Here is a 19816-nt window from a genome sequence, read left to right on the forward strand (position 1 = left end):
TCAGCGCCCCTGACCGGGATTCGCCCTGATCCGCAGGACGAGCGAGATGGCGCCACAGGCCACCACGGCGAACACGGCACCGCCGTAGTTCTCCTGGGCGATGCTGCCGGCGGCGATCACGGAGCCGATGACGAGGGGTAAGCCGGCGGTCATGCGGTTCTTCTTCACGAGGGCCTCTCCCGAGACGTGGGTACCGAATCGCAGCATGATCTCAACGCGCGGGGAGGGCGGGCCAGCCGATAACAGGGCGTGGCGCGCCGGGATTTGGCCGCCCGCGCCGCACCCTGGCGGGGCGGACCCGGTGTGGTGTGGTGTGGTGCGCCCTCCCGGGGCGGCGCGCCGTAGGGTGCAGCTCATGCCCATCATCGGAGTCGGCATCGACGTCGCCGAGATCGACCGTTTCCGCGCGGCCCTGGAACGGACCCCCTCCATGGCCGAACGCCTCTTCGTGCCCGACGAGCTGCTCCTCCCGAGCGGCGAACGCCGGGGCATCGCCTCCCTCGCGGCCCGCTTCGCCGCGAAGGAGGCCCTCGCCAAGGCCCTCGGCGCGCCGGCGGGCCTCCACTGGACCGACGCGGAGGTCTACGTCGAGCCCTCAGGCCAGCCCCGCCTCCGGGTGTCCGGCACGGTGGCGGCCCGCGCGGCCGAGCTCGGCGTCAAGTCCTGGCACATCTCACTGAGCCATGACGCGGGCGTGGCCTCAGCGGTGGTGATCGCCGAGGGCTGAGGGGCGCCTAATGGCTCGGGGGTGCGCGGTTCCTGGGCGGGTGCGGGTGGTTCGTGGTTTCTCGCGCAGTTCCCCGCGCCCCTGAAGGCTTCGGGCCTGCGGCCCGGCCTTCAGCTGAAAGCCCGGGGGCGCAGCCCCCGGCTTCAGGGGCGCGGGGAACTGCGCGACCAGCCCCCACCCACCTGCACCCGCCAACGAACCGCGCACCCCCGAGCTGCCAGGCGCCCACCCCTCACACCTCGCACCCAACCCCAAGGCTCGCCCCCTCCTACCTCCCCCGGCCAAAAGAGAAGGGCACACTCGACCCCATGCGCTCAGCCCACCGCGTAGAAACCGTCCGCTCAGCCGAACGCACCCTCATGGCCCAACTCCCCCCCGGCGCCCTGATGCAACGCGCCGCCGCCGGCCTCGCCGCGGCCTGCGCGGACGCGCTCGGCCGGGTCTACGGCAGCCGCGTCGTCCTCCTCACCGGCAGCGGGGACAACGGCGGCGACACCCTGTACGCCGGCGCCCGCCTGGCGAGGCGCGGCGCGGGAGTGACCGCCATCCTCCTCAACCCCGACCGCACCCACCCCGACGCCCTCAAGGCCCTCCGCCGAGCCGGCGGCACCACCACCACACCTGGCGCCGCCGCGGACGCCATCGCCCGCGCCGACCTCGTCCTGGACGGCATCGTCGGCATCGGCGGCAAGGGCGGTCTCCGCCCCGACGCCGCCCACCTCGCCGAACTCGTCACCGCCTCCCGCGCCACGGTCGTCGCCGTGGACCTCCCGAGCGGCATCGAACCGGACACGGGCGAGGTGCACGGCACAGCTCTCCGCGCCGACCTCACCGTCACCTTCGGCACCCACAAGCCGGGCCTGCTCATCGACCCGGCCCGCGTGTACGCCGGCTCCGTACGCCTGATCGACATCGGCCTCGCGAGCACCCTCCCCGCCACCCCGGACCTGGAGTCCCTCCAGCACGCCGACCTGGCCGCCCTCCTCCCCCACCCGGCCGCGGAGAGCGACAAGTACCGCCGGGGAGTCGTGGGCATCGCGGCCGGGTCGACCCGCTACCCGGGGGCCGCGGTCCTCGCGGTCGCCGGCGCCCTGCGCTCCGGTGCCGGCGCCGTCCGCTACGTGGGCCCGGCCGCCGACGCCGTCCTCGCCCGTTTCCCGGAGACCCTGGTGTCGGACAGCGGCCCGAAGAAGGCCGGCCGGGTCCAGGCGTGGGTGACCGGCCCCGGCGCGGGCGACGACGCGGCCCCGGTCGCCGAGGCGCTCTCCACCGACGTGCCCGTCCTCCTGGACGCCGACGGCCTGCGCCTCGCGGACGTGGCCGCCGTACGGGCCCGTACCGCCCCCACCATCATGACCCCGCACGCGGGCGAGGCCGCGGCGCTGCTGGGTGTCGCCCGCGAGGACGTCGAGTCGGCCCGGCTGACCGCAGTAAGGGAGCTGGCCCGCCGCTACGGCGCCACGGTCCTCCTCAAGGGCTCGACCACCTTGATCGCCGGGCCCGACGACGCCACCCCGGTCCGGGTGAACCCCACCGGCACCCCGTGGCTGGCCACCGCCGGCAGCGGCGACGTCCTGTCCGGCCTCACCGGCTCCCTGCTGGCCGCCGGCCTCGCGTCCCTGGACGCGGCGAGCGCGGCGGCGTACCTCCACGGCCTGGCGGGCCGCTACGCCGCGAACGGCGCCCCCACGGCCGCCCAGGACGTCGCGGACGCCCTCCCCCAGGCATGGCGGGACATCAGGGCCTGACCGTCGTCACCCACCTACGGCGAGAGGCGAGGCGGGGGCCGTCACTCCCCCTCCTCGATCCGGTCCATGGCGTCCCGCACCATCCCCAGATACTCGACCTCCTCGCACCGCGGCTTGCTGCCCATCCGGTACATGTCCATGGCGTCGTCGAGGCACTCGCCCAGATCCTCGTCCGGCAGATCGTCCGCCAGCTCACTGCAGACCTGCCCGGCGAACTCCTGGTCAGCGCGCGTAGACCATACGGAAGCCACCCGATCGCCCCTCAGGTAAGTCGGGAGGCGGCTCCCTCCCGGCTGCCGGGGACGCTAGTCCTCCCCACACCCGCGGTCCATACCTTCACCACAGTTCACCCACAGTGAGGACCCGACACGAACCCGGTCCGCCACCCTGCCCCGGCCGAGGGTGACGGACCCCACCCCGCCACCCCGTTCAAACTCCGTTAACAATGGACTGTGATCTCACCGGTCTCCTCGTTGCCGCGGAGCGCCAACCGGCCCAGGCCGGAGGCGACTCCCTACGTCGACCTCACCCGTACCGAGTGGAGCGCGTTGCGTGACAAGACGCCGCTGCCACTGACCGCCGAGGAGGTCGAGAAGCTGCGTGGCCTGGGCGACGTCATCGACCTCGACGAGGTACGGGACATCTACCTGCCGCTGTCCCGGCTCCTCAACCTCTACGTGGGCGCCACCGACGGCCTGCGCGGCGCCCTGAACACGTTCCTCGGCGAGCAGGGCTCCCAGTCGGGCACCCCGTTCGTCATAGGCGTCGCCGGCTCCGTGGCCGTCGGCAAGTCCACCGTGGCCCGGCTCCTCCAGGCCCTCCTCGCCCGCTGGCCCGAGCACCCGCGGGTGGAGCGGGTCACCACGGACGGCTTCCTGCTCCCCATGAAGGACCTCCGCGAACGCGGCCTGGTCTCCCGCAAGGGCTTCCCCGAGTCGTACGACCGCCGTACGCTCACCCGCTTCGTCGCCGACATCAAGGCCGGCAAGGACGAGGTGACGGCCCCCGTCTACTCCCACCTCATCTACGACATCGTCCCGGACAAGCGGCTCACGGTCCGCCGCCCCGACATCCTCATCGTCGAGGGCCTGAACGTCCTCCAGCCGGCCCTCCCCGGCAAGGACGGCCGCACCCGCGTCGGTCTCGCCGACTACTTCGACTTCAGTGTCTACGTCGACGCCCACGCCGACGACGTCGAGCGCTGGTACCTCAACCGCTTCCGGAAGCTGCGGGAGACCGCCTTCCAGGACCCGTCCTCGTACTTCCGCAAGTACACCCAGGTCTCCGAGGAGGAGGCCCTCGACTACGCCCGCACCCAGTGGCGCACCATCAACAAGCCCAACCTGATCGAGAACATCGCGCCCACCCGGGGCCGCGCCGCCCTGATCATCCGCAAGGGCTCCGACCACAAGGTGAAGCGCCTCAGCCTGCGCAAACTGTGAGGCCCGACCAAGGGCCGCACCGGGCGGCGGGACGTTCAACAGGTGCTGTTAGAAAGGCACCATGCTGCATCTGCGCCTGATCACCCCGGCCGACCGGACCGACGAGGTGGTGCGCCTGATCGAGTCGACGGTCGGCACCACCCATCTCGTCGTGGTGCCGGGCGCCGCCCGCAACCCCGTCGGCGACGTCGTCATGTGCGACGTCGCGCGGGAGGCGGGCGACGAACTGATCGGCGCGCTCCGCGAGTTGCACCTGGACGAGACCGGCTCGATCGCCGTCGAGAACATCGACCTGTCGCTCTCCAGGCGCGCCGACAAGGCCGAGAAGGAGGCGCCGGGCGAGGGCGCCGACGCCGTGCTGTGGGAGCACCTGGCGGACGCGACGCACGAGGAGTCGACGCTCTCCGTCACCTACGTCGCCTTCATCACCCTCGCCACGATGATCGCCGCGTGCGGTGTGGTCCTCGACAACGCGATCCTCATCGTCGGCGCGATGGCGGTCGGCCCCGAGTTCGGCCCCCTGGCCGGCCTGAGCACGGCCATCGTGCAACGTCACCCGCGGCTGGCGCTCCGCTCCCTGATCGCCCTGCTCGTGGGCTTCGCGGTGGCGATGGCGGTGACGGTCGGCTTCACCGTCTTCATGGACGCGCTCGGCTACTTCACCGAGGCCGAACTGGAGGCCGACCGCCCCAACACCGCGTTCGTCTACGCCCCCGACGCCTTCTCCTTCATCGTCGCCGTCCTCGCCGGCATCGCGGGCACCCTCTCCCTGACATCGGCGAAGTCGGGCGCCCTGGTGGGCGTGGCCATCTCGGTCACCACGGTCCCGGCCGCGGCGAACGCGGCGGTGGCCCTGGCCTACGGCGACACGAAGCAGACGGTGGGCTCGACGAACCAACTCCTGCTCAACCTGGCGGGCATCATCCTGGCGGCCACCCTGACCATGGTCCTCCAGAAGTACCTCTGGTCAAAGCAACGAGCAGCGACAAAGGGCGCCCGATGACTCCCGGGCACCTGAGGGGCGCGGGGAACTGCGCGACAAGCCACGACGAACCCGCAGCCCGCACACCACAGAACCCGGCACCCCGAACCCGGAACCGACGCCCTACCCGAGCGCCGACTTCACCGCGTCGGCCAACCGCCCGGCGACGGACCGAGCCTGCTCGATATCCGCCGCCTCCACCATCACCCGCACCAACGGCTCCGTCCCCGACGGCCGCAGCAGCACCCGCCCGGTGGCCCCCAGCTCCCGCTCCGCGTCGGTCACCGCGGCGGCCAGCTCCGCGGACGTCCCCACCCGCGTCCGGTCCACGTCCGGCACATTGATGAGCACCTGCGGCAGCCGCTCCATGACCCCCGCGAGGTCCCCCAGCGTGCGCCCGGTCCGCGCGATCCGCGCCGCCAGCAGCAGCCCGGTCAGCGTGCCGTCCCCGGTGGTCGCGTGGTCGAGGACGATGACGTGCCCGGACTGTTCGCCACCGAGGGCGTACCCGTGCTCCTTCATCTCCTCCAGCACATACCGGTCCCCGACCGCCGTCTGGACGAGCCGCAGCCCTTCCCGCTCCAGCGCCAGCTTGAAGCCGAGGTTGGACATGACGGTCGCGACCACGGTGTCCGAGCGGAGCACCCCCCGCTCCCGCATGTCGAGGGCGAGCACGGCGAGGATCTGGTCCCCGTCGACCTCGTTGCCCTCGTGGTCGACGGCGAGGCACCGGTCGGCGTCCCCGTCGTGCGCGATGCCGAGGTGCGCCCCGTGCTCGACGACGGCGGCGCGCACCTTCCCCAGGTGCGTGGACCCGCACCCGTCGTTGATGTTGAGCCCGTCCGGCTCGGCCCCGATCGTGATGACCTCGGCCCCGGCGCGGGTGAACGCCTCCGGGGAGACCCCGGCGGCCGCGCCGTGCGCCTCGTCGAGGACGATCTTCAGCCCGTCGAGGCGGTTCGGCAGTACGGACAGCAGGTGCTCGACGTACCGCTCGGACCCTTCGTCGTAGGAGCGGACCCGTCCGACGCCCGCGCCGGTCGGCCGGTCCCAGGGCGCCCCGGTCCGGTGCTCCTCGTACACGGCCTCGATCTTGTCCTCCAGCTCGTCGGCGAGCTTGTGCCCGCCGCGGGCGAAGAACTTGACGCCGTTGTCGGGCATGGCGTTGTGGCTGGCGGAGAGCATCACGCCGAGGTCGGCGCCCAGCTCGCCGGTGAGGAACGCCACCGCGGGGGTGGGCAGCACACCGACGCGCAGCACGTCGACGCCCGCGCTGGCGAGGCCGGCCACGACGGCCGCCTCCAGGAACTCCCCGGACGCTCGCGGGTCCCGCCCGACCACCGCCACCGGCTTGTGGCCTTCGAAGGTGCCCGCCTCGGCGAGTACGTGTGCCGCCGCGACGGAGAGTCCGAGCGCGAGCTCGGCCGTCAGATCCGCGTTGGCGACACCGCGCACGCCGTCCGTGCCGAAGAGTCGTCCCACTGTGGTGTCCTCCGAATTGCTGAGAATGTGCGGCTCGTACCAGGTGGTCCCGTACCGGGTGTCCCCCACCGGTTGTCCCCCGAGTGTCCGGTCCCCCCCGGACCAAGTACATCCCCTGAGACCGTCCTCCCCCGTTCGGGGTTGTACCGGCAGTCTGCGTGTAGTCGTGCGGGAACAGCAGCGGCCCTGCTACGCAAACCGCCCCGGCGGCACAGGTACGTGCCACCGGGGCGTTGCGTGCGGTGCAGCGGAGCGGTGTTTAGCGCTTGCTGTACTGCGGAGCCTTGCGGGCCTTCTTCAGACCGGCCTTCTTGCGCTCGACCGCACGGTCGTCGCGGCGGAGGAAGCCGGCCTTCTTGAGGGCGCCACGGTTGTTGTCGACGTCGGCCTCGTTCAGGGCGCGGGCGACACCGAGACGGAGCGCACCGGCCTGGCCGGAGACGCCGCCGCCGGCGATGCGGGCGATGACGTCGTAGCGGCCCTCGAGCTCAAGAACCTTGAACGGCTCGTTGACCTCCTGCTGGTGCACCTTGTTCGGGAAGTAGTCCTCGAGCGTCCGCCCATTGATCTTCCACTTGCCGGTGCCCGGCACGATGCGAACGCGCGCGATGGCGTTCTTGCGGCGGCCCAGGCCGGCGGCCGGCTGGGGCTCGCCGAAGCGGGAGGCCATGGACTCGGTGGTGTACTCGCCCTCGACGGGGACGTCCGACTCCGTGGTGTAGCTGTCGATGTCAAGCTCTTCGAGCGGCTGCTCGGCAGTGGTCTCGGCCACGATTCTCCTCAGATTCTCTTCAGGCTTAGGGGGTGGCCGGACTTACTGCGCGACCTGGGTGATCTCGAACGGCACCGGCTGCTGGGCAGCGTGCGGGTGCTGGTCGCCCGAGTAGACCTTCAGCTTGGAGAGCATCTGACGGCCCAGGGAGTTCTTGGGAAGCATGCCCTTGACGGCCTTCTCGACGGCCTTCTCGGGGTTCTTCTCCAGCAGCTCGTCGTAACGGACGGAGCGCAGACCACCCGGGTAGCCGGAGTGGCGGTAGGCCATCTTCTGGGTCCGCTTGTTGCCGGACAGGTGCACCTTGTCCGCGTTGATGATGATGACGAAGTCACCAGCGTCGACGTGGGGCGCGTAGATCGGCTTGTGCTTGCCGCGGAGCAGAGTGGCGGCAGTGGTGGCGAGACGACCCAGGACAACGTCCTGAGCGTCGATGACGTGCCACTGACGCGTCACATCGCCGGGCTTGGGGCTGTACGTACGCACGGTTCGTAGCCTTCGCTTCTTCAGTGAGGTTCCTGACAAGGTCACCGAAGACGATCACGACAGCCCTGACCGCACAGCGGTGACGCAAACCGCGTGCTGGTCGCTGGTCATCGGCCCGGTGGACCGGTGTAAGGGCGTCTCACGTGAGAATGAGCAAGCCAATACACATAACGAACCTGAAGAATAGCCGTGCGGCCCCGGACGGGTCAAAACGGCCCCGGCGGACGACCCGCCGATGCCGGGAGGACGATCGTCCCGACCACCCATGGTTGGCGGCTTTTGCCCCCGCCCTCCGGATCACGCCCGGCGCTCAAGTCCCTCCGGACACTGACCATCGGCCCACTTCCCCCGTCTAAACTGCGCCCCATGAGCTTTGGGCAGGGGGGGTCTCAGTGGAGCCCCGGGGGTTCCCGCACTCCGTGGGACGATCAGTGGAGTTCCTCCAGTAACCAGACCCCGGACTGGGCCGCGATGGCCGAACAGTCCGAATCACGCAACAGGCGCCGCAGACTCCTGATGATCGTCGGCGGCGCCCTGGCGACGGTCGGCATCGGCGCCGCCGTGGCCTTTTCCGTGGTCAACGCGGACGGCGGCTCCACCACGGCGAGCGGCCCGAACAGCGACCTCCCGGCCACCACGGACATCCCGAGCGCGAGCACCAAGACGGATCCGTCGTTCGAGCCCACCACCGCCCCGCCCCCGCTGGACCCGAAGGACTTCATCTCCAGCTCGGGCAAGGACAAGGCGCCGATCAGCCCGGACATCCTCTTCCCGGGCTCCCAGATGACCACCGAGGACGACAGCGTCTACCGCAAGGGCCCCACGGCCTCGACGACCGACTGCGCCTCGGCCGTCCAGGGCACCCTCGACAAGGTCCTGAACAGCAACGACTGCACCCGTGTCATGCGTGTCACCTACTACAGGGGCGACGTCGCGGTCACGGCCGGAGTCGCCCTGTTCAACACCGAGGCCCAAGCCGAGAAGGTCAAGGCGGAAGCGGACAAGAAGAGCCTCGTCACCTCGCTCTCGGGTGACGGCGTGCCCACCTTCTGCCGTACGACGATCTGCTACACGACCACCAACTCCTACGGCCGCTACGCCTACTTCACTGTGACCGGCTTCACCAACGGCAAGGACGCGACGAAGAAGGACAAGGCCGTCTTCACCACCGGCGACGCCCTGGCCAAGTTCACCTTCGAGCAGATCCACCGCCGCGGCCAGGCCCAGGCCTCCGCCGCCGCCAACGGTCAGTAGCGAGCACCGGAGCAGCCCCGGGGTCAGCAGCAGCCGCCCCCGGGCGCACCCGGCAGGGTCCGCCTGTTCCGCGCCTCCTTGTTCCGCGCGGCGAGCAGCTCGTCGGCGGGGTACCCGACCTCCTCCAGGGTCAGCCCGTGCGGCCGTACGACGTGCACGGCGGAGTCCCGGACCCCGGCGGCCAGCACCTTGCCGGGCCACTCGGCGCCCCGGTGCCCGTCCCCCACGAAGAGCAGCGCCCCGATGAGGGAGCGCACCATGTTGTGGCAGAACGCGTCGGCCCGCACGGTCGCCGTGATGATCCCGTCGTCGCCCCGCACCAGGCTCAGCTCCTGGAGCGTGCGGATGGTGGTAGCGCCCTCGCGCCGCTTGCAGTAGGCCGCGAAGTCGTGCTCCCCCAGCAGTTCCCGGGCCGCCTCGTTCATGGCGTCCACGTCGAGCGGCCAGTCGTGCCACAGCACGTGGTTGCGCAGCAGCGGATCGACACCGCCGGGGTTGTCGGTGACGCGATAGGCGTACCGCCGCCAGACGGCCGAGAACCGCGCGTTGAAGCCGCTCGGCGCCTCCCGGAGCGCCCACACCCGTACGTCCCTCGACAGCCGCCCCGCGAGCCGCTTGAGCAGCTTCCCGTGGTGCTCGTCCCACACCTCCCGCGGCAGGTCGACATGGGCCACCTGCCCCCGGGCGTGCACCCCGGCGTCGGTCCGCCCGGCCACGGTCAACTCATACGTCGTCGCCGACCGCGTCACGGTCCGCAGCGCGTCCTCGATCTCCCCCTGCACGGTCCGCCGCCCCGCGGCCTGCTTGGCCCACCCGGAGAACTCGGTCCCGTCGTAGGACAGGTCCAGCCGCACACGGACATGGCCGGGCTGTACTTCGTCACTCACCCCTGGATCCTCTCAGGTACAAAAAAAGCGGGCCCGCTCCCGCGACAGGAACGGACCCACTCACACGCGCCCCCTCAGGGGCGCGGGGAACTGCGCGACCGGCCACGACGTGCCCGCAGCCGCCGACCGGGCAGCCCCCCGCAGAACGCTTACGCGTCCTTCGACTCCTCGGCGGCCTCATCGGCGGCGTCGTCGGCCTTGGCGGTGTCCACCTTGGCCTCAGCGGCCGGCGTCTCCGCGTCCTTGGCGGCACGCTTGGTGGCGGCCTCGGCCTCACCGGTGGCCTCCTGCGCGACCGTCAGCGCCTCGACCAGCTCGATGACAGCCATGGGCGCGTTGTCGCCACGACGGTTACCGATCTTGGTGATACGGGTGTAGCCACCCGGACGGTTCTCGTACCGCGGGCCGATCTCGGTGAAGAGCGTGTGCACGACGCTCTTGTCCGTGATGACCGAGAGCACCTGGCGGCGGTTGTGAAGGTCGCCCTTCTTCGCCTTGGTGACCAGACGCTCGGCGTACGGCCGCAGACGGCGGGCCTTCGCCTCGGTGGTGGTGATCCGGCCGTGCTCGAAGAGCGACTTCGCGAGGTTCGCGAGGAGCAGCTTCTCGTGCGCGGCGCTGCCGCCCAGACGGGCACCCTTGGTGGGCTTCGGCATGGTGTTTCTCCTAGGTGTCTGCCCCGGCCGTATCAGGTACCGGAGTCAGTATCCGAGCGGGCGGACGCCCGTCGAAGATCCAGGCCCCCGAAGGGGCCTGGAAGGGGCGCGGGGAACTGCGCGACCAGCCACAACCGGCCCGCAGTCGCAGTACGGCCTCCCCGCGGAGCGCTCAGTACTGCTCGGTCTCCACGAAGCCCGCGTCCGCGTCGTCGTCGGCGCCGAAGGCGTCCGCCGCGGCGGTCGGGTCGAATCCGGGCGGGCTGTCCTTCAGGGCCAGGCCCATGCCCGCCAGCTTCGCCTTGACCTCGTCGATCGACTTCGCACCGAAGTTGCGGATGTCGAGCAGGTCGGCCTCGGAACGCGCCACGAGCTCACCCACGGAGTGGATGCCCTCACGCTTGAGGCAGTTGTAGGAGCGGACCGTGAGCTCCAGCTCCTCGATCGGCAGCGCCAGGTCCGCGGCGAGCGCGGCGTCCGTCGGGGACGGACCCATGTCGATGCCCTCGGCGTCGATGTTGAGCTCGCGCGCCAGACCGAACAGCTCCACCAGGGTCTTACCGGCGGACGCCATGGCGTCACGGGGACGCATGGCCTGCTTGGTCTCGACGTCGACGATCAGCTTGTCGAAGTCGGTGCGCTGCTCGACACGAGTCGCCTCGACCTTGTACGTGACCTTGAGAACCGGCGAGTAGATGGAGTCGACCGGGATACGGCCGATCTCCTGGCCCACCTGCTTGTTCTGCACGGCGGAGACATAACCGCGGCCACGCTCGACCGTCAGCTCCATCTCCAGCTTGCCCTTGCCGTTGAGCGTGGCGAGGACGAGGTCGGGGTTGTGCACCTCGACACCGGCCGGGGGCGCGATGTCGGCGGCGGTGACCAGACCCGGGCCCTGCTTGCGCAGGTACATCACGACCGGCTCGTCGTGCTCCGAGGAGACGACCAGCTGCTTGATGTTGAGGATCAGGTCGGTGACGTCCTCCTTGACGCCCGGCACGGTGGTGAACTCGTGCAGGACACCGTCGATCCGGATGCTGGTGACAGCCGCACCGGGGATCGACGACAGGAGCGTGCGACGGAGGCTGTTGCCGAGGGTGTAACCGAAGCCCGGCTCCAGCGGCTCGATCACGAACCGGGAGCGGAATTCGTCGACGACCTCTTCGGTCAACGAGGGACGCTGAGCGATCAGCATGTGGTGAGTCCTTCAGTCATGGGCACCCACTATTTGATGCCCTTGCCACCGGGCGGTAGCCCGATATGTGCTGCAGCTACAAGGGTACGGGCGGTACGCCCCGTAAGAGCCGTACCGCCCGAAAACCTCAGATCAAGCAGTCTGTGTGTCCGACCCGGAGGGTCAGACGCGGCGGCGCTTGGGGGGACGGCAGCCGTTGTGCGGGGTGGGCGTGACGTCCTGGATGGAGCCGACCTCGAGACCGGTCGCCTGGAGCGAACGGATGGCCGTCTCACGACCCGAACCCGGGCCCTTGACGAACACGTCGACCTTGCGCATGCCGTGCTCCTGCGCGCGACGGGCAGCCGACTCGGCGGCCATCTGCGCGGCGAACGGCGTGGACTTCCGGGAGCCCTTGAAGCCGACGTGGCCGGCGGAGGCCCAGGAGATCACGTTGCCCGAGGGGTCCGTGATCGAGACGATCGTGTTGTTGAACGTGCTCTTGATGTGCGCGTGGCCGTGAGCGACGTTCTTCTTTTCCTTGCGGCGCACCTTCTTGGCAGCGCCCTGACGACCCTTGGGGGGCATCTGTACTCCTACGGGAGGTGGTCGGTCCTACAGCGAAGACCGCTGGACGGCGAAGTCCGCTGTGGACTACTTCTTGCCCGGCTTCTTCTTACCGGCGATGGCGCGACGCGGGCCCTTGCGGGTGCGAGCGTTGGTGCTGGTGCGCTGACCGCGGACAGGCAGACCACGACGGTGACGGAGACCCTGGTAGCAGCCGATCTCGACCTTGCGGCGGATGTCGGCCTGGATCTCGCGACGGAGGTCACCCTCGGTCTTGATGTTGTTGTCGACGTACTCACGAATCGCGACGAGCTGCTCCTCGGAGAGGTCGCGAACGCGGGTGTTCGGGTCGATGCCGGTCTCGGCCAGCGTCAGCTGGGAGAGGGTCCGGCCGATGCCGAACACGTAGGTGAGGGCGACCTCCACGCGCTTGTCGCGCGGGATGTCAACACCGGAAACGCGTGCCATTCAATGGCTCCTGGTGATCTTCGGAGGTCTTCCGCAGAACCGGCTCCCGGCCGCCGTACCAGGTACGAACCGGGTCCCCGGCCTCCGACCGGGGGTGTCAGGCACCTGGGGCGCCTGGGTCCTGCGTATGAACAATTCAGCTCGCGTCGCGCGAATCCCTGCGATATCGATGCAGAGGGAGCGGTCGAACGTGCGTCAGCCCTGGCGCTGCTTGTGGCGCGGGTTCTCGCAGATGACCATGACCCGACCGTGACGGCGGATCACCCTGCACTTGTCGCAGATCTTCTTGACGCTCGGCTTGACCTTCATTGGGTGAGGTTCTCCGGGTCAGTGCCACCACCCGCGTCCCGGAGACCGGGGCACGGATGCGGGCAAGATCTACTTGTAGCGGTAGACGATCCGGCCACGCGTCAGGTCGTACGGAGACAGCTCCACCACGACCCGGTCGTCAGGGAGGATGCGGATGTAGTGCATACGCATCTTGCCGCTGATGTGTGCCAGGACCTGGTGGCCGTTCTGGAGCTCGACCTTGAACATGGCGTTCGGCAGAGACTCGACGACAGTGCCCTCGATCTCGATGGCACCTTGCTTCTTGGCCACGCTTCGCCCTTCGAATCGACTACCTTGATCGACTCCTGCTTTCCCGTCCGCGAGTCCCTAACGGGCGCATGCGGACATGCGGGTACACGAGAGCCGACGAGTCAGTCTACGTCAGCGCACCCGGAAAGACGAATTGGCTCCTGGCCGTCTCTCATGACGATGCCCCGCCCGTCGGCGCGATATGCGCGAGGGGCGGGGCGGGCCGACCGGGTGGGTCCGGGGCACGACCGGTGCCGCGGACGGGTCGTCGACTAGTCGTGGACCGTGACGCAGGCGGTGCCGTTGGAGGCCGTGCCCTCGACGAAGGCCTGGACGCAGACGTCGGTCCCGTCGGGCCAGTTCTTGTCGATGTCGACCTTGTAGAAGGTCTGGTGCGTGCTGGTGTTGTAGTACGTGGCGAGCGGCGACCACTTCACGTAGTGCGCCTTCTCCGCGTAGATCTTGAACTTGCCGTGGAACCGCTCGTCACCCGAGTAGGCCTTGATCCAGTCGACGTGGAGCTTCGAGCCCTCGACCCGCACACAGGCGGACGAGTGACAGCCGCTCGCGGAGGCCGAGGCGGGCGCGACACCCACCACGGTGGCCAGGGCGAAGGCGCCGGCCGAGACGGCAAGGGTGCGCTGGAGCGCGGGCTTCATGGGATTCCCCTCGTTTCGAACATGCCAGAGGGGAGCGTCGTCGGTCATGGAGCCCGCTCCCCGCTGCGGTCATGGACGAGACTAGGCCCGGAACCGAACACGAAAGCGAATCATGCGCTTTCAAGATCGGTTCATGCGCTTCCTTTGCCGCCGCTTTGCGGCTGCCCGCGGCCCGTCGCCCACATGGGTCTCCGGGGCCGCGACCCGGTGTCAGGCCAGCGGGTCGGGCGCCGTCGTGATGCCGTGCTCCGCCAGCTTCGCCCGGCCGCCGTCGGGCGCCGTCAGCACCAGCGGCCCCTGCTCGGTCAGGGCCACCGAGTGCTCCCAGTGCGAGGACCAGGTGCCGTCGGTCGTCACCACGGTCCAGTCGTCCGACAGGACCTCGGTGCGCGGGGTGCCCAGGGACACCATCGGCTCGATCGCCAGGCAGAAGCCCGGCACCAGCTTCGGCCCCTTGCCGCGCCGCCGCTCGACGTAGTTCAGCAGGTGCGGGTCCATGTGCATCTCCGTGCCGATGCCGTGGCCGCCGTAGTCCTCGACGATGCCGTACTTGCCGCCGCCCGGCTTCGGCTGCCGGCGGATGTACGTCTCGATGGCGCGGGAGATGTCGACGAGCCGGTTCCCCAGCCTCATCGCGGCGATCCCGGCCCACATGGACTCCTCGGTGACCCGCGACAACTCGACCAGCTCGGGAGCGTGGCCGGAGCCCACGAACGCCGTGTACGCGGCGTCCCCGTGCCAGCCGTCGACGACGGCGCCGCAGTCGATGGAGATGATGTCGCCGTCCTTCAGGACGACGTCGTCGCTCGGGATGCCGTGCACGACGACCTCGTTGACCGAGGTGCAGATGGTGGCGGGGAAGCCGCCGTACCCGAGGAAGTTCGACTTCGCGCCGTGCTCGGCGAGCACCTTGCGGGCCACGTCGTCGAGGTCCTTGGTGGAGGCGCCCGGCACGGCGGCCTCACGGGTGGCCGCGTGGATGGCGGCGACGACCAGCCCCGCCTCGCGCATCTTGGCGATCTGCTCGGGGCTCTTGATCTGCACCATGGGGTCCTGCGCTCTCCGTCTTCTCCGCCTACGGGCGTCCACTGTGCCGCTGGGCCGGTCCTCGGTCCACAGCTCGTCGTTCTCGGGGTTGTCGGCGTTGCCTACACAACAGTACGGCCGCGGCGCCCCTGACGGGCACCGCGGCCGACGTACCGCTGACGGCTACTGGCCGTCGTCCTCGCGCTTCAGCGCGTCCATCGCGCGCTGGGTGACCTCTTCCACCTTGCCGAGCGCCGAGATCGTCACCACGAGGCCCTGGGCCTTGTAGTAGTCGATGATCGGCTCGGTCTGGGTGTGGTAGACCTCCAGGCGCGTGCGGACGGTGTCCTCGGAGTCGTCGTCGCGCTGGTAGAGCTCGCCGCCGCAGACGTCGCACACGCCGTCCCGCTGGGGCTGCTTGTACGTGACGTGGAAGACGTGCGCCGAGTCGTTCCGGCAGATGCGCCGGCCGGCGATCCGCTTGACGACCTCTTCCTCCGGGACCTCCAGGTCCAGCACCGCGTCCAGGGTCATGGACTCCTCCCGCAGCGTCACGTCCAGCGCCTCGGCCTGCGAGACGTTGCGCGGGAAGCCGTCGAGCAAGAAGCCGCCCGCGGCGTCCGGCTGCTCCATGCGGTCCTTGGCCATGGCGATGGTGACCTCGTCCGGCACCAGTTCGCCCTTGTCCATGTAGGACTTCGCGAGTTTGCCGAGCTCCGTCTGCTTGCTGATGTTGGCCCGGAACAGGTCGCCCGTGGAGATGTGCGGGATGGACAGGTTGTTGGCGAGGAACGCGGCCTGCGTTCCCTTGCCCGCACCCGGCGGCCCGACGAGGACGATTCGCATCAGCGGAGGAACCCTTCGTAATTGCGCTGCTGGAGCTGGCTCTCGATCTGCTTCACCGTCTCCAGACCCACACCCACGATGATGAGGATGCTGGTACCGCCGAACGGGAAGTTCGAGTTCGCTCCGAAGCCGGCCAACGCCATTGTCGGCACAAGAGCGATCAGACCCAAGTACAGCGAACCCGGCCAGGTGATCCGGTTGAGCACGTACGAGAGGTACTCAGCGGTCGGTCGGCCAGCCCGGATGCCCGGGATGAAGCCACCATACTTCTTCATGTTGTCCGCGACTTCCTCGGGGTTGAACGAGATGGCCACGTAGAAGAAGGCGAAGAAGACGATCAGGAAGAAGTAGATCGTGATGTGCACGGGCGCGTCCGGTTGCGCCAGGTTTTTCGTGACCCAGGCGGCCCAGCCGGCCGTCGATCCGGAGAACTGGACGATCAGCGCCGGGATGTAGAGCAGCGACGACGCGAAGATGACGGGGATCACACCCGCCTGGTTCACCTTCAGCGGGATGTACGTCGAGGTACCGCCGTAGGACCGGCGGCCGATCATGCGCTTGGCGTACTGCACCGGGATGCGGCGCTGGGCCTGCTCGACGAAGACCACCAGCGCGACCATCACGAAGCCGACCGCGATGACGGTGGCGAACTCGATCCAGCCGTCCGCCAGGCTTCCCTGCTCCTTGATGGCCCACAGCGCGGCCGGGAAGGTGGCGGCGATCGAGATGAACATCAGGATCGACATGCCGTTGCCGATGCCGCGGTCGGTGATCAGCTCACCGAGCCACATGACGAGCGCCGTGCCGGCGGTCATCGTGATCACCATGACGATGGTGGTGAAGATCGACGGGTCCGGCACGACCTGCTGGGCCACCGGGCAGGTCGGGAAGAGCGAACCGCTGCGGGCCGTGGCGACCAGGCCGGTGCCCTGGAGGATCGCCAGCGCCACGGTCAGGTACCGCGTGTACTGCGTGATCTTCGCCGTACCGGACTGACCCTCCTTCTTGAGGGCCTCGAGGCGCGGGATCACCACGGTCAGCAGCTGCAGGATGATGCTCGCGGTGATGTACGGCATGATGCCGAGCGCGAAGATCGTGATCTGCAGCAGCGCACCACCACTGAACATGTTGACCAGACCGAAGAGGCCAGAGTTGGACTTCTGCGCATCGATGCAGGTCTGGACAGCGGTGTAGTCGATACCGGGGATCGGGACGTGCGTACCGATTCGGTAGATCACGACGATGCCGAGCGTGAAGAGCAGCTTCTTGCGCAGGTCGGGCGTCTTGAACGCCCGGGCGAACGCGGTGAGCACGGTTCCTCCTGCGACCCCCGCGACGCGCGCGGTAGGGACTAGTCGTTTCAACAGGGCCCGGTGGGCCGAACGATGTTTTCTACCACCCCGACACCGAACGGCATTCCTCGCGCGGGCACAGGTGGACCTCACGGACTCTAACAGTGCCTGTGCAGCCAGGTGAAGCTCGCTTGCGCGGCGAGCAATTCGCCGTCACCCGCCGTCCATCGGATCCCGTCACGCGTTCGAACTCCGCACACCGGACGGGACCTTTGGCCGAGCGTCTCCCCCTGTCACCGACCGCGGCGACGAACCGGAGGAAACGGCACAGATCGCGTACCGGACTCCGTGCTCGCCGCGCGGAGAGCTACCGCACAGTCACCACGATGTACGACGAGTCCTCGTCCGCCGAGGTTCCCCGCGGGACTGCGCCGGGAATGCCGGCCGCGGCCATTTCGCGCCGGGTGAACGCCGAAGGCCGAGCGGCTCCCCCGTGAGGGGAACCACCCGGCCTCCGTACGTGCTGCGCGGCGCGGCCGCCCGGACTCAGATGAGCTCGGTGACGCTGCCGCCGGCGGCGGTGATCTTCTCCTTGGCGGAGCCGGAGACGGCGTCGACCGTCACCTGGAGCGCCACGGAGATCTCGCCCTGGCCGAGGACCTTGACGAGGCTGTTCTTGCGAACGGCACCCTTGGCCACCAGACCCTCGACGGTGACCTCGCCACCCTCGGGGTAGAGCGCGGCCAGCTTGTCGAGGTTCACGACCTGGAACTCGGTCTTGAACGGGTTCTTGAAGCCCTTCAGCTTCGGGAGACGCATGTGGAGGGGCATCTGGCCACCCTCGAAGCGCTCCGGAACCTGGTAGCGGGCCTTGGTGCCCTTGGTACCACGACCGGCCGTCTTACCCTTCGAGGCCTCACCACGACCGACACGGGTCTTGGCGGTCTTGGCACCCGGGGCGGGACGGAGGTTGTGGATCTTGAGCGGGTTGTTCTCCGCCATGATCAGTCGACCTCCTCGACCGTCACGAGGTGGCGGACGGTGTGCACCATGCCGCGGAACTCGGGGCGGTCCTCCTTGACGACCTGCGTGTTGATGCCCTTGAGACCAAGGGAGCGCAGGGTGTCACGGTGGTTCTGCTTGCTGCCGATGTAGGACTTGACCTGCGTGATCTTGAGCTGCGCCATGATCACACACCCGCCCCGGCACGCGCACGGAGCAGAGCCGCGGGGGCCACGTCCTCGAGGGGCAGACCACGGCGGGCCGCGATCTCCTCGGGACGCTGCAGGCCCTTCAGGGCCTCCACGGTCGCGTGCACGATGTTGATCGCGTTGTCGGAGCCGAGCGACTTCGACAGCACGTCGTGGATACCGGCGCACTCGAGCACGGCACGCACCGGACCACCGGCGATAACACCGGTACCGGGGGACGCGGGCTTGAGCAGCACGACGCCGGCAGCCTTCTCACCCTGGATGGGGTGCGGGATGGTGCCCTGGATACGGGGGACCTTGAAGAAGTGCTTCTTGGCCTCCTCAACGCCCTTGGCGATGGCGGCCGGCACCTCCTTGGCCTTGCCGTAACCGACACCCACGGTGCCGTCACCGTCGCCCACCACGACCAGCGCGGTGAAGCTGAAGCGACGACCACCCTTCACAACCTTGGCGACGCGGTTGATCGCGACGACGCGCTCAACGTACGCGGTCTTCTCGGCGGCAGCTGCGCCGCCGTCACGGCCCTTCCGGTCCCGCCGCTCGCCGCCACCGGCACCGCCACCGCGGCGCTGGGGTCCAGCCATTGGATTTACCTCTCTCTTTCCGCTAGCTACGCAGCGAGCTCAGAACTTGAGCCCGGCCTCGCGGGCGGCGTCGGCCAGGGCCGCGATGCGACCCGCGTACCGGTTACCACCACGGTCGAACACGACGGACTCGACACCGGCGGCCTTGGCACGCTCGGCGACCAGGGCGCCGACCTTACCGGCCTGCGCCGACTTGTCCTCGTCGCCGCCACGGATGGACGAGTCCAGGGTGGACGCCGACGCAAGGGTGTGCCCCTTGAGGTCGTCGATCACCTGGGCCACGATGTGGCGGTTCGAGCGGGTCACGACCAGGCGGGGACGCTCAGCCGTACCGTTGACCTTCTTACGGATACGGATGTGGCGCCGCTTGATGGCAGCACGCTTGTAAGCGTCGCCCTTAGCGATCTTCGTGCCGTATGCCATGGCTTACTTACCCGCCTTTCCGACCTTGCGGCGGATGACTTCGCCCTCGTACTTGACGCCCTTGGCCTTGTACGGGTCGGGCTTGCGCAGCTTGCGGATGTTGGCCGCAACCTCGCCGACCTTCTGCTTGTCGATGCCCTCGACCTGGAAGCGGGTCGGGGTCTCCACCTTGAAGGTGATGCCCTCGGGCGCCTCGACGGTGATCGGGTGGCTGTAGCCGAGCGCGAACTCGAGGTTCGAGCCCTTGGCCGTCACGCGGTAACCGACACCGCTGATCTCGAGCTTCTTCACGTAACCCTGGGTCACGCCGGTGATCATGTTCGCCACCAGCGTGCGGGACAGGCCGTGCAGGGCCTTGCTCTGACGCTCGTCGTTGGGGCGGGTGACGTTCAGAACGCCGTCCTCACCCTTGGCGATCTCGATCGGCGCCACGACGGTGTGGGTCAGCGAGCCCTTGGGGCCCTTGACCGAGACCGTCTGGCCGTCGATGGTGACGTCCACGCCGGCGGGAACCGTGATGGGGAGCTTGCCAATACGCGACATAGCTGTTT

The 19816-nt window shown here is 69.1% G+C and carries 26 protein-coding genes; 5 read left to right on the forward strand and 21 right to left on the reverse strand.

Annotated elements, in window-relative coordinates:
- Window positions 1-153: a hypothetical protein gene (locus SMA5143A_RS43160; protein ID WP_181362062.1), complete on the reverse strand. Its 153-nt coding sequence runs from the start codon at window positions 151-153 to the stop codon at window positions 1-3.
- Window positions 154-355: 202 nt separating this feature from the next.
- Between SMA5143A_RS43160 and SMA5143A_RS29550 the strand changes: the two genes are divergently transcribed.
- Together SMA5143A_RS29550 and SMA5143A_RS29555 are read left to right on the forward strand one after the other, a co-directional pair.
- On the forward strand, window positions 356-727 hold the full coding sequence (locus tag SMA5143A_RS29550) for a holo-ACP synthase (protein ID WP_107465870.1): 372 nt from the start codon (window positions 356-358) through the stop codon (window positions 725-727).
- A gap of 308 nt (window positions 728-1035) precedes the next feature.
- Entirely contained in the window at window positions 1036-2475 is a 1440-nt protein-coding gene (locus tag SMA5143A_RS29555) for an NAD(P)H-hydrate dehydratase (RefSeq protein WP_181362063.1), read from the forward strand.
- A 41-nt stretch (window positions 2476-2516) separates the two neighbouring features.
- Here the strand turns inward: SMA5143A_RS29555 and SMA5143A_RS29560 are convergent, their stop codons facing one another.
- Window positions 2517-2726: a hypothetical protein gene (locus tag SMA5143A_RS29560; RefSeq protein WP_099969695.1), complete on the reverse strand. Its 210-nt coding sequence runs from the start codon at window positions 2724-2726 to the stop codon at window positions 2517-2519.
- Window positions 2727-2927: 201 nt separating this feature from the next.
- Here SMA5143A_RS29560 and coaA point away from each other — a divergent pair, with 201 nt between their 5' ends.
- Together coaA and SMA5143A_RS29570 are read left to right on the forward strand one after the other, a co-directional pair.
- A complete protein-coding gene (coaA, locus tag SMA5143A_RS29565; protein WP_107465872.1) occupies window positions 2928-3917 on the forward strand; it encodes a type I pantothenate kinase in 990 nt (329 codons plus the stop codon).
- Window positions 3918-3978: 61 nt separating this feature from the next.
- Window positions 3979-4920 carry a DUF389 domain-containing protein gene (locus SMA5143A_RS29570; RefSeq protein WP_107465873.1) on the forward strand — a complete coding sequence of 314 codons (942 nt, stop codon included), beginning with the start codon at window positions 3979-3981 and terminating at the stop codon, window positions 4918-4920.
- A gap of 102 nt (window positions 4921-5022) precedes the next feature.
- Here SMA5143A_RS29570 and glmM read toward each other — a convergent pair whose 3' ends face one another.
- From glmM to rplM, 3 genes are all read right to left on the reverse strand, one after another.
- Window positions 5023-6381: a phosphoglucosamine mutase gene (gene glmM / locus SMA5143A_RS29575; RefSeq protein ID WP_107465923.1), complete on the reverse strand. Its 1359-nt coding sequence runs from the start codon at window positions 6379-6381 to the stop codon at window positions 5023-5025.
- A 259-nt stretch (window positions 6382-6640) separates the two neighbouring features.
- Entirely contained in the window at window positions 6641-7153 is a 513-nt protein-coding gene (gene rpsI / locus SMA5143A_RS29580; RefSeq protein WP_055517251.1) for a 30S ribosomal protein S9, read from the reverse strand.
- A gap of 42 nt (window positions 7154-7195) precedes the next feature.
- The gene (gene rplM, locus SMA5143A_RS29585; RefSeq protein WP_055715789.1) at window positions 7196-7639 is read right to left on the reverse strand and encodes a 50S ribosomal protein L13; all 444 of its coding nucleotides are present in this window, start codon (window positions 7637-7639) and stop codon (window positions 7196-7198) included.
- Window positions 7640-8005: 366 nt separating this feature from the next.
- Between rplM and SMA5143A_RS29590 the strand changes: the two genes are divergently transcribed.
- Entirely contained in the window at window positions 8006-8893 is an 888-nt protein-coding gene (locus SMA5143A_RS29590) for a hypothetical protein (RefSeq protein WP_107465874.1), read from the forward strand.
- 23 nt (window positions 8894-8916) lie between these two features.
- Here SMA5143A_RS29590 and truA read toward each other — a convergent pair whose 3' ends face one another.
- The 16 genes from truA to rplF form a co-directional block, all read right to left on the reverse strand.
- A complete protein-coding gene (gene truA, locus SMA5143A_RS29595; protein WP_107465875.1) occupies window positions 8917-9780 on the reverse strand; it encodes a tRNA pseudouridine(38-40) synthase TruA in 864 nt (287 codons plus the stop codon).
- A gap of 149 nt (window positions 9781-9929) precedes the next feature.
- Window positions 9930-10436 (reverse strand): 50S ribosomal protein L17, encoded by a 507-nt coding sequence (gene rplQ / locus SMA5143A_RS29600; RefSeq protein WP_107465876.1) that lies wholly within the window; start codon window positions 10434-10436, stop codon window positions 9930-9932.
- A 172-nt stretch (window positions 10437-10608) separates the two neighbouring features.
- Entirely contained in the window at window positions 10609-11631 is a 1023-nt protein-coding gene (locus SMA5143A_RS29605; protein ID WP_003966937.1) for a DNA-directed RNA polymerase subunit alpha, read from the reverse strand.
- Window positions 11632-11793: 162 nt separating this feature from the next.
- Window positions 11794-12198, reverse strand: a complete 405-nt coding sequence (gene rpsK / locus SMA5143A_RS29610) for a 30S ribosomal protein S11 (RefSeq protein ID WP_003956432.1) — start codon at window positions 12196-12198, stop codon at window positions 11794-11796.
- Between the two features lie 66 nt (window positions 12199-12264).
- Window positions 12265-12645 carry a 30S ribosomal protein S13 gene (gene rpsM / locus SMA5143A_RS29615; protein WP_055536772.1) on the reverse strand — a complete coding sequence of 127 codons (381 nt, stop codon included), beginning with the start codon at window positions 12643-12645 and terminating at the stop codon, window positions 12265-12267.
- Window positions 12646-12840: 195 nt separating this feature from the next.
- Window positions 12841-12954, reverse strand: coding sequence for a 50S ribosomal protein L36 (gene rpmJ, locus SMA5143A_RS29620; RefSeq protein ID WP_003998809.1), 114 nt, complete (start codon window positions 12952-12954; stop codon window positions 12841-12843).
- 69 nt (window positions 12955-13023) lie between these two features.
- Window positions 13024-13245 carry a translation initiation factor IF-1 gene (gene infA, locus SMA5143A_RS29625; RefSeq protein ID WP_003948620.1) on the reverse strand — a complete coding sequence of 74 codons (222 nt, stop codon included), beginning with the start codon at window positions 13243-13245 and terminating at the stop codon, window positions 13024-13026.
- A 251-nt stretch (window positions 13246-13496) separates the two neighbouring features.
- Window positions 13497-13883 (reverse strand): hypothetical protein, encoded by a 387-nt coding sequence (locus SMA5143A_RS29630; RefSeq protein ID WP_107465877.1) that lies wholly within the window; start codon window positions 13881-13883, stop codon window positions 13497-13499.
- 210 nt (window positions 13884-14093) lie between these two features.
- A complete protein-coding gene (gene map / locus SMA5143A_RS29635) occupies window positions 14094-14930 on the reverse strand; it encodes a type I methionyl aminopeptidase (RefSeq protein WP_107465878.1) in 837 nt (278 codons plus the stop codon).
- A 162-nt stretch (window positions 14931-15092) separates the two neighbouring features.
- Entirely contained in the window at window positions 15093-15755 is a 663-nt protein-coding gene (locus SMA5143A_RS29640; protein ID WP_099969703.1) for an adenylate kinase, read from the reverse strand.
- Window positions 15755-17068 carry a preprotein translocase subunit SecY gene (secY, locus tag SMA5143A_RS29645; RefSeq protein ID WP_107465879.1) on the reverse strand — a complete coding sequence of 438 codons (1314 nt, stop codon included), beginning with the start codon at window positions 17066-17068 and terminating at the stop codon, window positions 15755-15757. Before secY ends, SMA5143A_RS29640 begins: the two co-directional genes overlap by 1 nt.
- Before the next feature lie 525 nt (window positions 17069-17593).
- On the reverse strand, window positions 17594-18049 hold the full coding sequence (gene rplO / locus SMA5143A_RS29650; protein WP_055517269.1) for a 50S ribosomal protein L15: 456 nt from the start codon (window positions 18047-18049) through the stop codon (window positions 17594-17596).
- 2 nt (window positions 18050-18051) lie between these two features.
- Window positions 18052-18234, reverse strand: a complete 183-nt coding sequence (rpmD, locus tag SMA5143A_RS29655) for a 50S ribosomal protein L30 (protein ID WP_003974250.1) — start codon at window positions 18232-18234, stop codon at window positions 18052-18054.
- Window positions 18235-18236: 2 nt separating this feature from the next.
- Window positions 18237-18842: a 30S ribosomal protein S5 gene (gene rpsE, locus SMA5143A_RS29660; RefSeq protein ID WP_004984517.1), complete on the reverse strand. Its 606-nt coding sequence runs from the start codon at window positions 18840-18842 to the stop codon at window positions 18237-18239.
- Between the two features lie 39 nt (window positions 18843-18881).
- Window positions 18882-19265 (reverse strand): 50S ribosomal protein L18, encoded by a 384-nt coding sequence (gene rplR, locus SMA5143A_RS29665; RefSeq protein WP_055517271.1) that lies wholly within the window; start codon window positions 19263-19265, stop codon window positions 18882-18884.
- A gap of 3 nt (window positions 19266-19268) precedes the next feature.
- A complete protein-coding gene (gene rplF, locus SMA5143A_RS29670; RefSeq protein ID WP_099969705.1) occupies window positions 19269-19808 on the reverse strand; it encodes a 50S ribosomal protein L6 in 540 nt (179 codons plus the stop codon).
- Between the last annotated feature and the right edge of the window lie 8 nt (window positions 19809-19816).

This window comes from Streptomyces sp. MA5143a (genome assembly GCF_900290235.1).
In the GTDB taxonomy this organism is placed as follows: Bacteria; Actinomycetota; Actinomycetes; order Streptomycetales; family Streptomycetaceae; genus Streptomyces.

Excerpts from the sequence above, each read along its gene's own strand:
- SMA5143A_RS43160 (WP_181362062.1), bottom strand. The coding sequence starts at position 153 with ATGACCGCCGGCTTACCCCTCGTCATCGGCTCCGTGATCGCCGCCGGC.
- SMA5143A_RS29550 (WP_107465870.1), top strand. The coding sequence starts at position 356 with ATGCCCATCATCGGAGTCGGCATCGACGTCGCCGAGATCGACCGTTTC.
- SMA5143A_RS29555 (WP_181362063.1), top strand. The coding sequence starts at position 1,036 with ATGCGCTCAGCCCACCGCGTAGAAACCGTCCGCTCAGCCGAACGCACC.
- SMA5143A_RS29570 (WP_107465873.1), top strand. The coding sequence starts at position 3,979 with ATGCTGCATCTGCGCCTGATCACCCCGGCCGACCGGACCGACGAGGTG.
- SMA5143A_RS29590 (WP_107465874.1), top strand. The coding sequence starts at position 8,006 with ATGAGCTTTGGGCAGGGGGGGTCTCAGTGGAGCCCCGGGGGTTCCCGC.
- rplQ (WP_107465876.1), bottom strand. The coding sequence starts at position 10,436 with ATGCCGAAGCCCACCAAGGGTGCCCGTCTGGGCGGCAGCGCCGCGCAC.
- SMA5143A_RS29605 (WP_003966937.1), bottom strand. The coding sequence starts at position 11,631 with ATGCTGATCGCTCAGCGTCCCTCGTTGACCGAAGAGGTCGTCGACGAA.
- rpsK (WP_003956432.1), bottom strand. The coding sequence starts at position 12,198 with ATGCCCCCCAAGGGTCGTCAGGGCGCTGCCAAGAAGGTGCGCCGCAAG.
- rpsM (WP_055536772.1), bottom strand. The coding sequence starts at position 12,645 with ATGGCACGCGTTTCCGGTGTTGACATCCCGCGCGACAAGCGCGTGGAG.
- rpmJ (WP_003998809.1), bottom strand. The coding sequence starts at position 12,954 with ATGAAGGTCAAGCCGAGCGTCAAGAAGATCTGCGACAAGTGCAGGGTG.
- SMA5143A_RS29630 (WP_107465877.1), bottom strand. The coding sequence starts at position 13,883 with ATGAAGCCCGCGCTCCAGCGCACCCTTGCCGTCTCGGCCGGCGCCTTC.
- map (WP_107465878.1), bottom strand. The coding sequence starts at position 14,930 with ATGGTGCAGATCAAGAGCCCCGAGCAGATCGCCAAGATGCGCGAGGCG.
- SMA5143A_RS29640 (WP_099969703.1), bottom strand. The coding sequence starts at position 15,755 with ATGCGAATCGTCCTCGTCGGGCCGCCGGGTGCGGGCAAGGGAACGCAG.
- rplO (WP_055517269.1), bottom strand. The coding sequence starts at position 18,049 with ATGGCGGAGAACAACCCGCTCAAGATCCACAACCTCCGTCCCGCCCCG.
- rpmD (WP_003974250.1), bottom strand. The coding sequence starts at position 18,234 with ATGGCGCAGCTCAAGATCACGCAGGTCAAGTCCTACATCGGCAGCAAG.
- rpsE (WP_004984517.1), bottom strand. The coding sequence starts at position 18,842 with ATGGCTGGACCCCAGCGCCGCGGTGGCGGTGCCGGTGGCGGCGAGCGG.
- rplR (WP_055517271.1), bottom strand. The coding sequence starts at position 19,265 with ATGGCATACGGCACGAAGATCGCTAAGGGCGACGCTTACAAGCGTGCT.
- rplF (WP_099969705.1), bottom strand. The coding sequence starts at position 19,808 with ATGTCGCGTATTGGCAAGCTCCCCATCACGGTTCCCGCCGGCGTGGAC.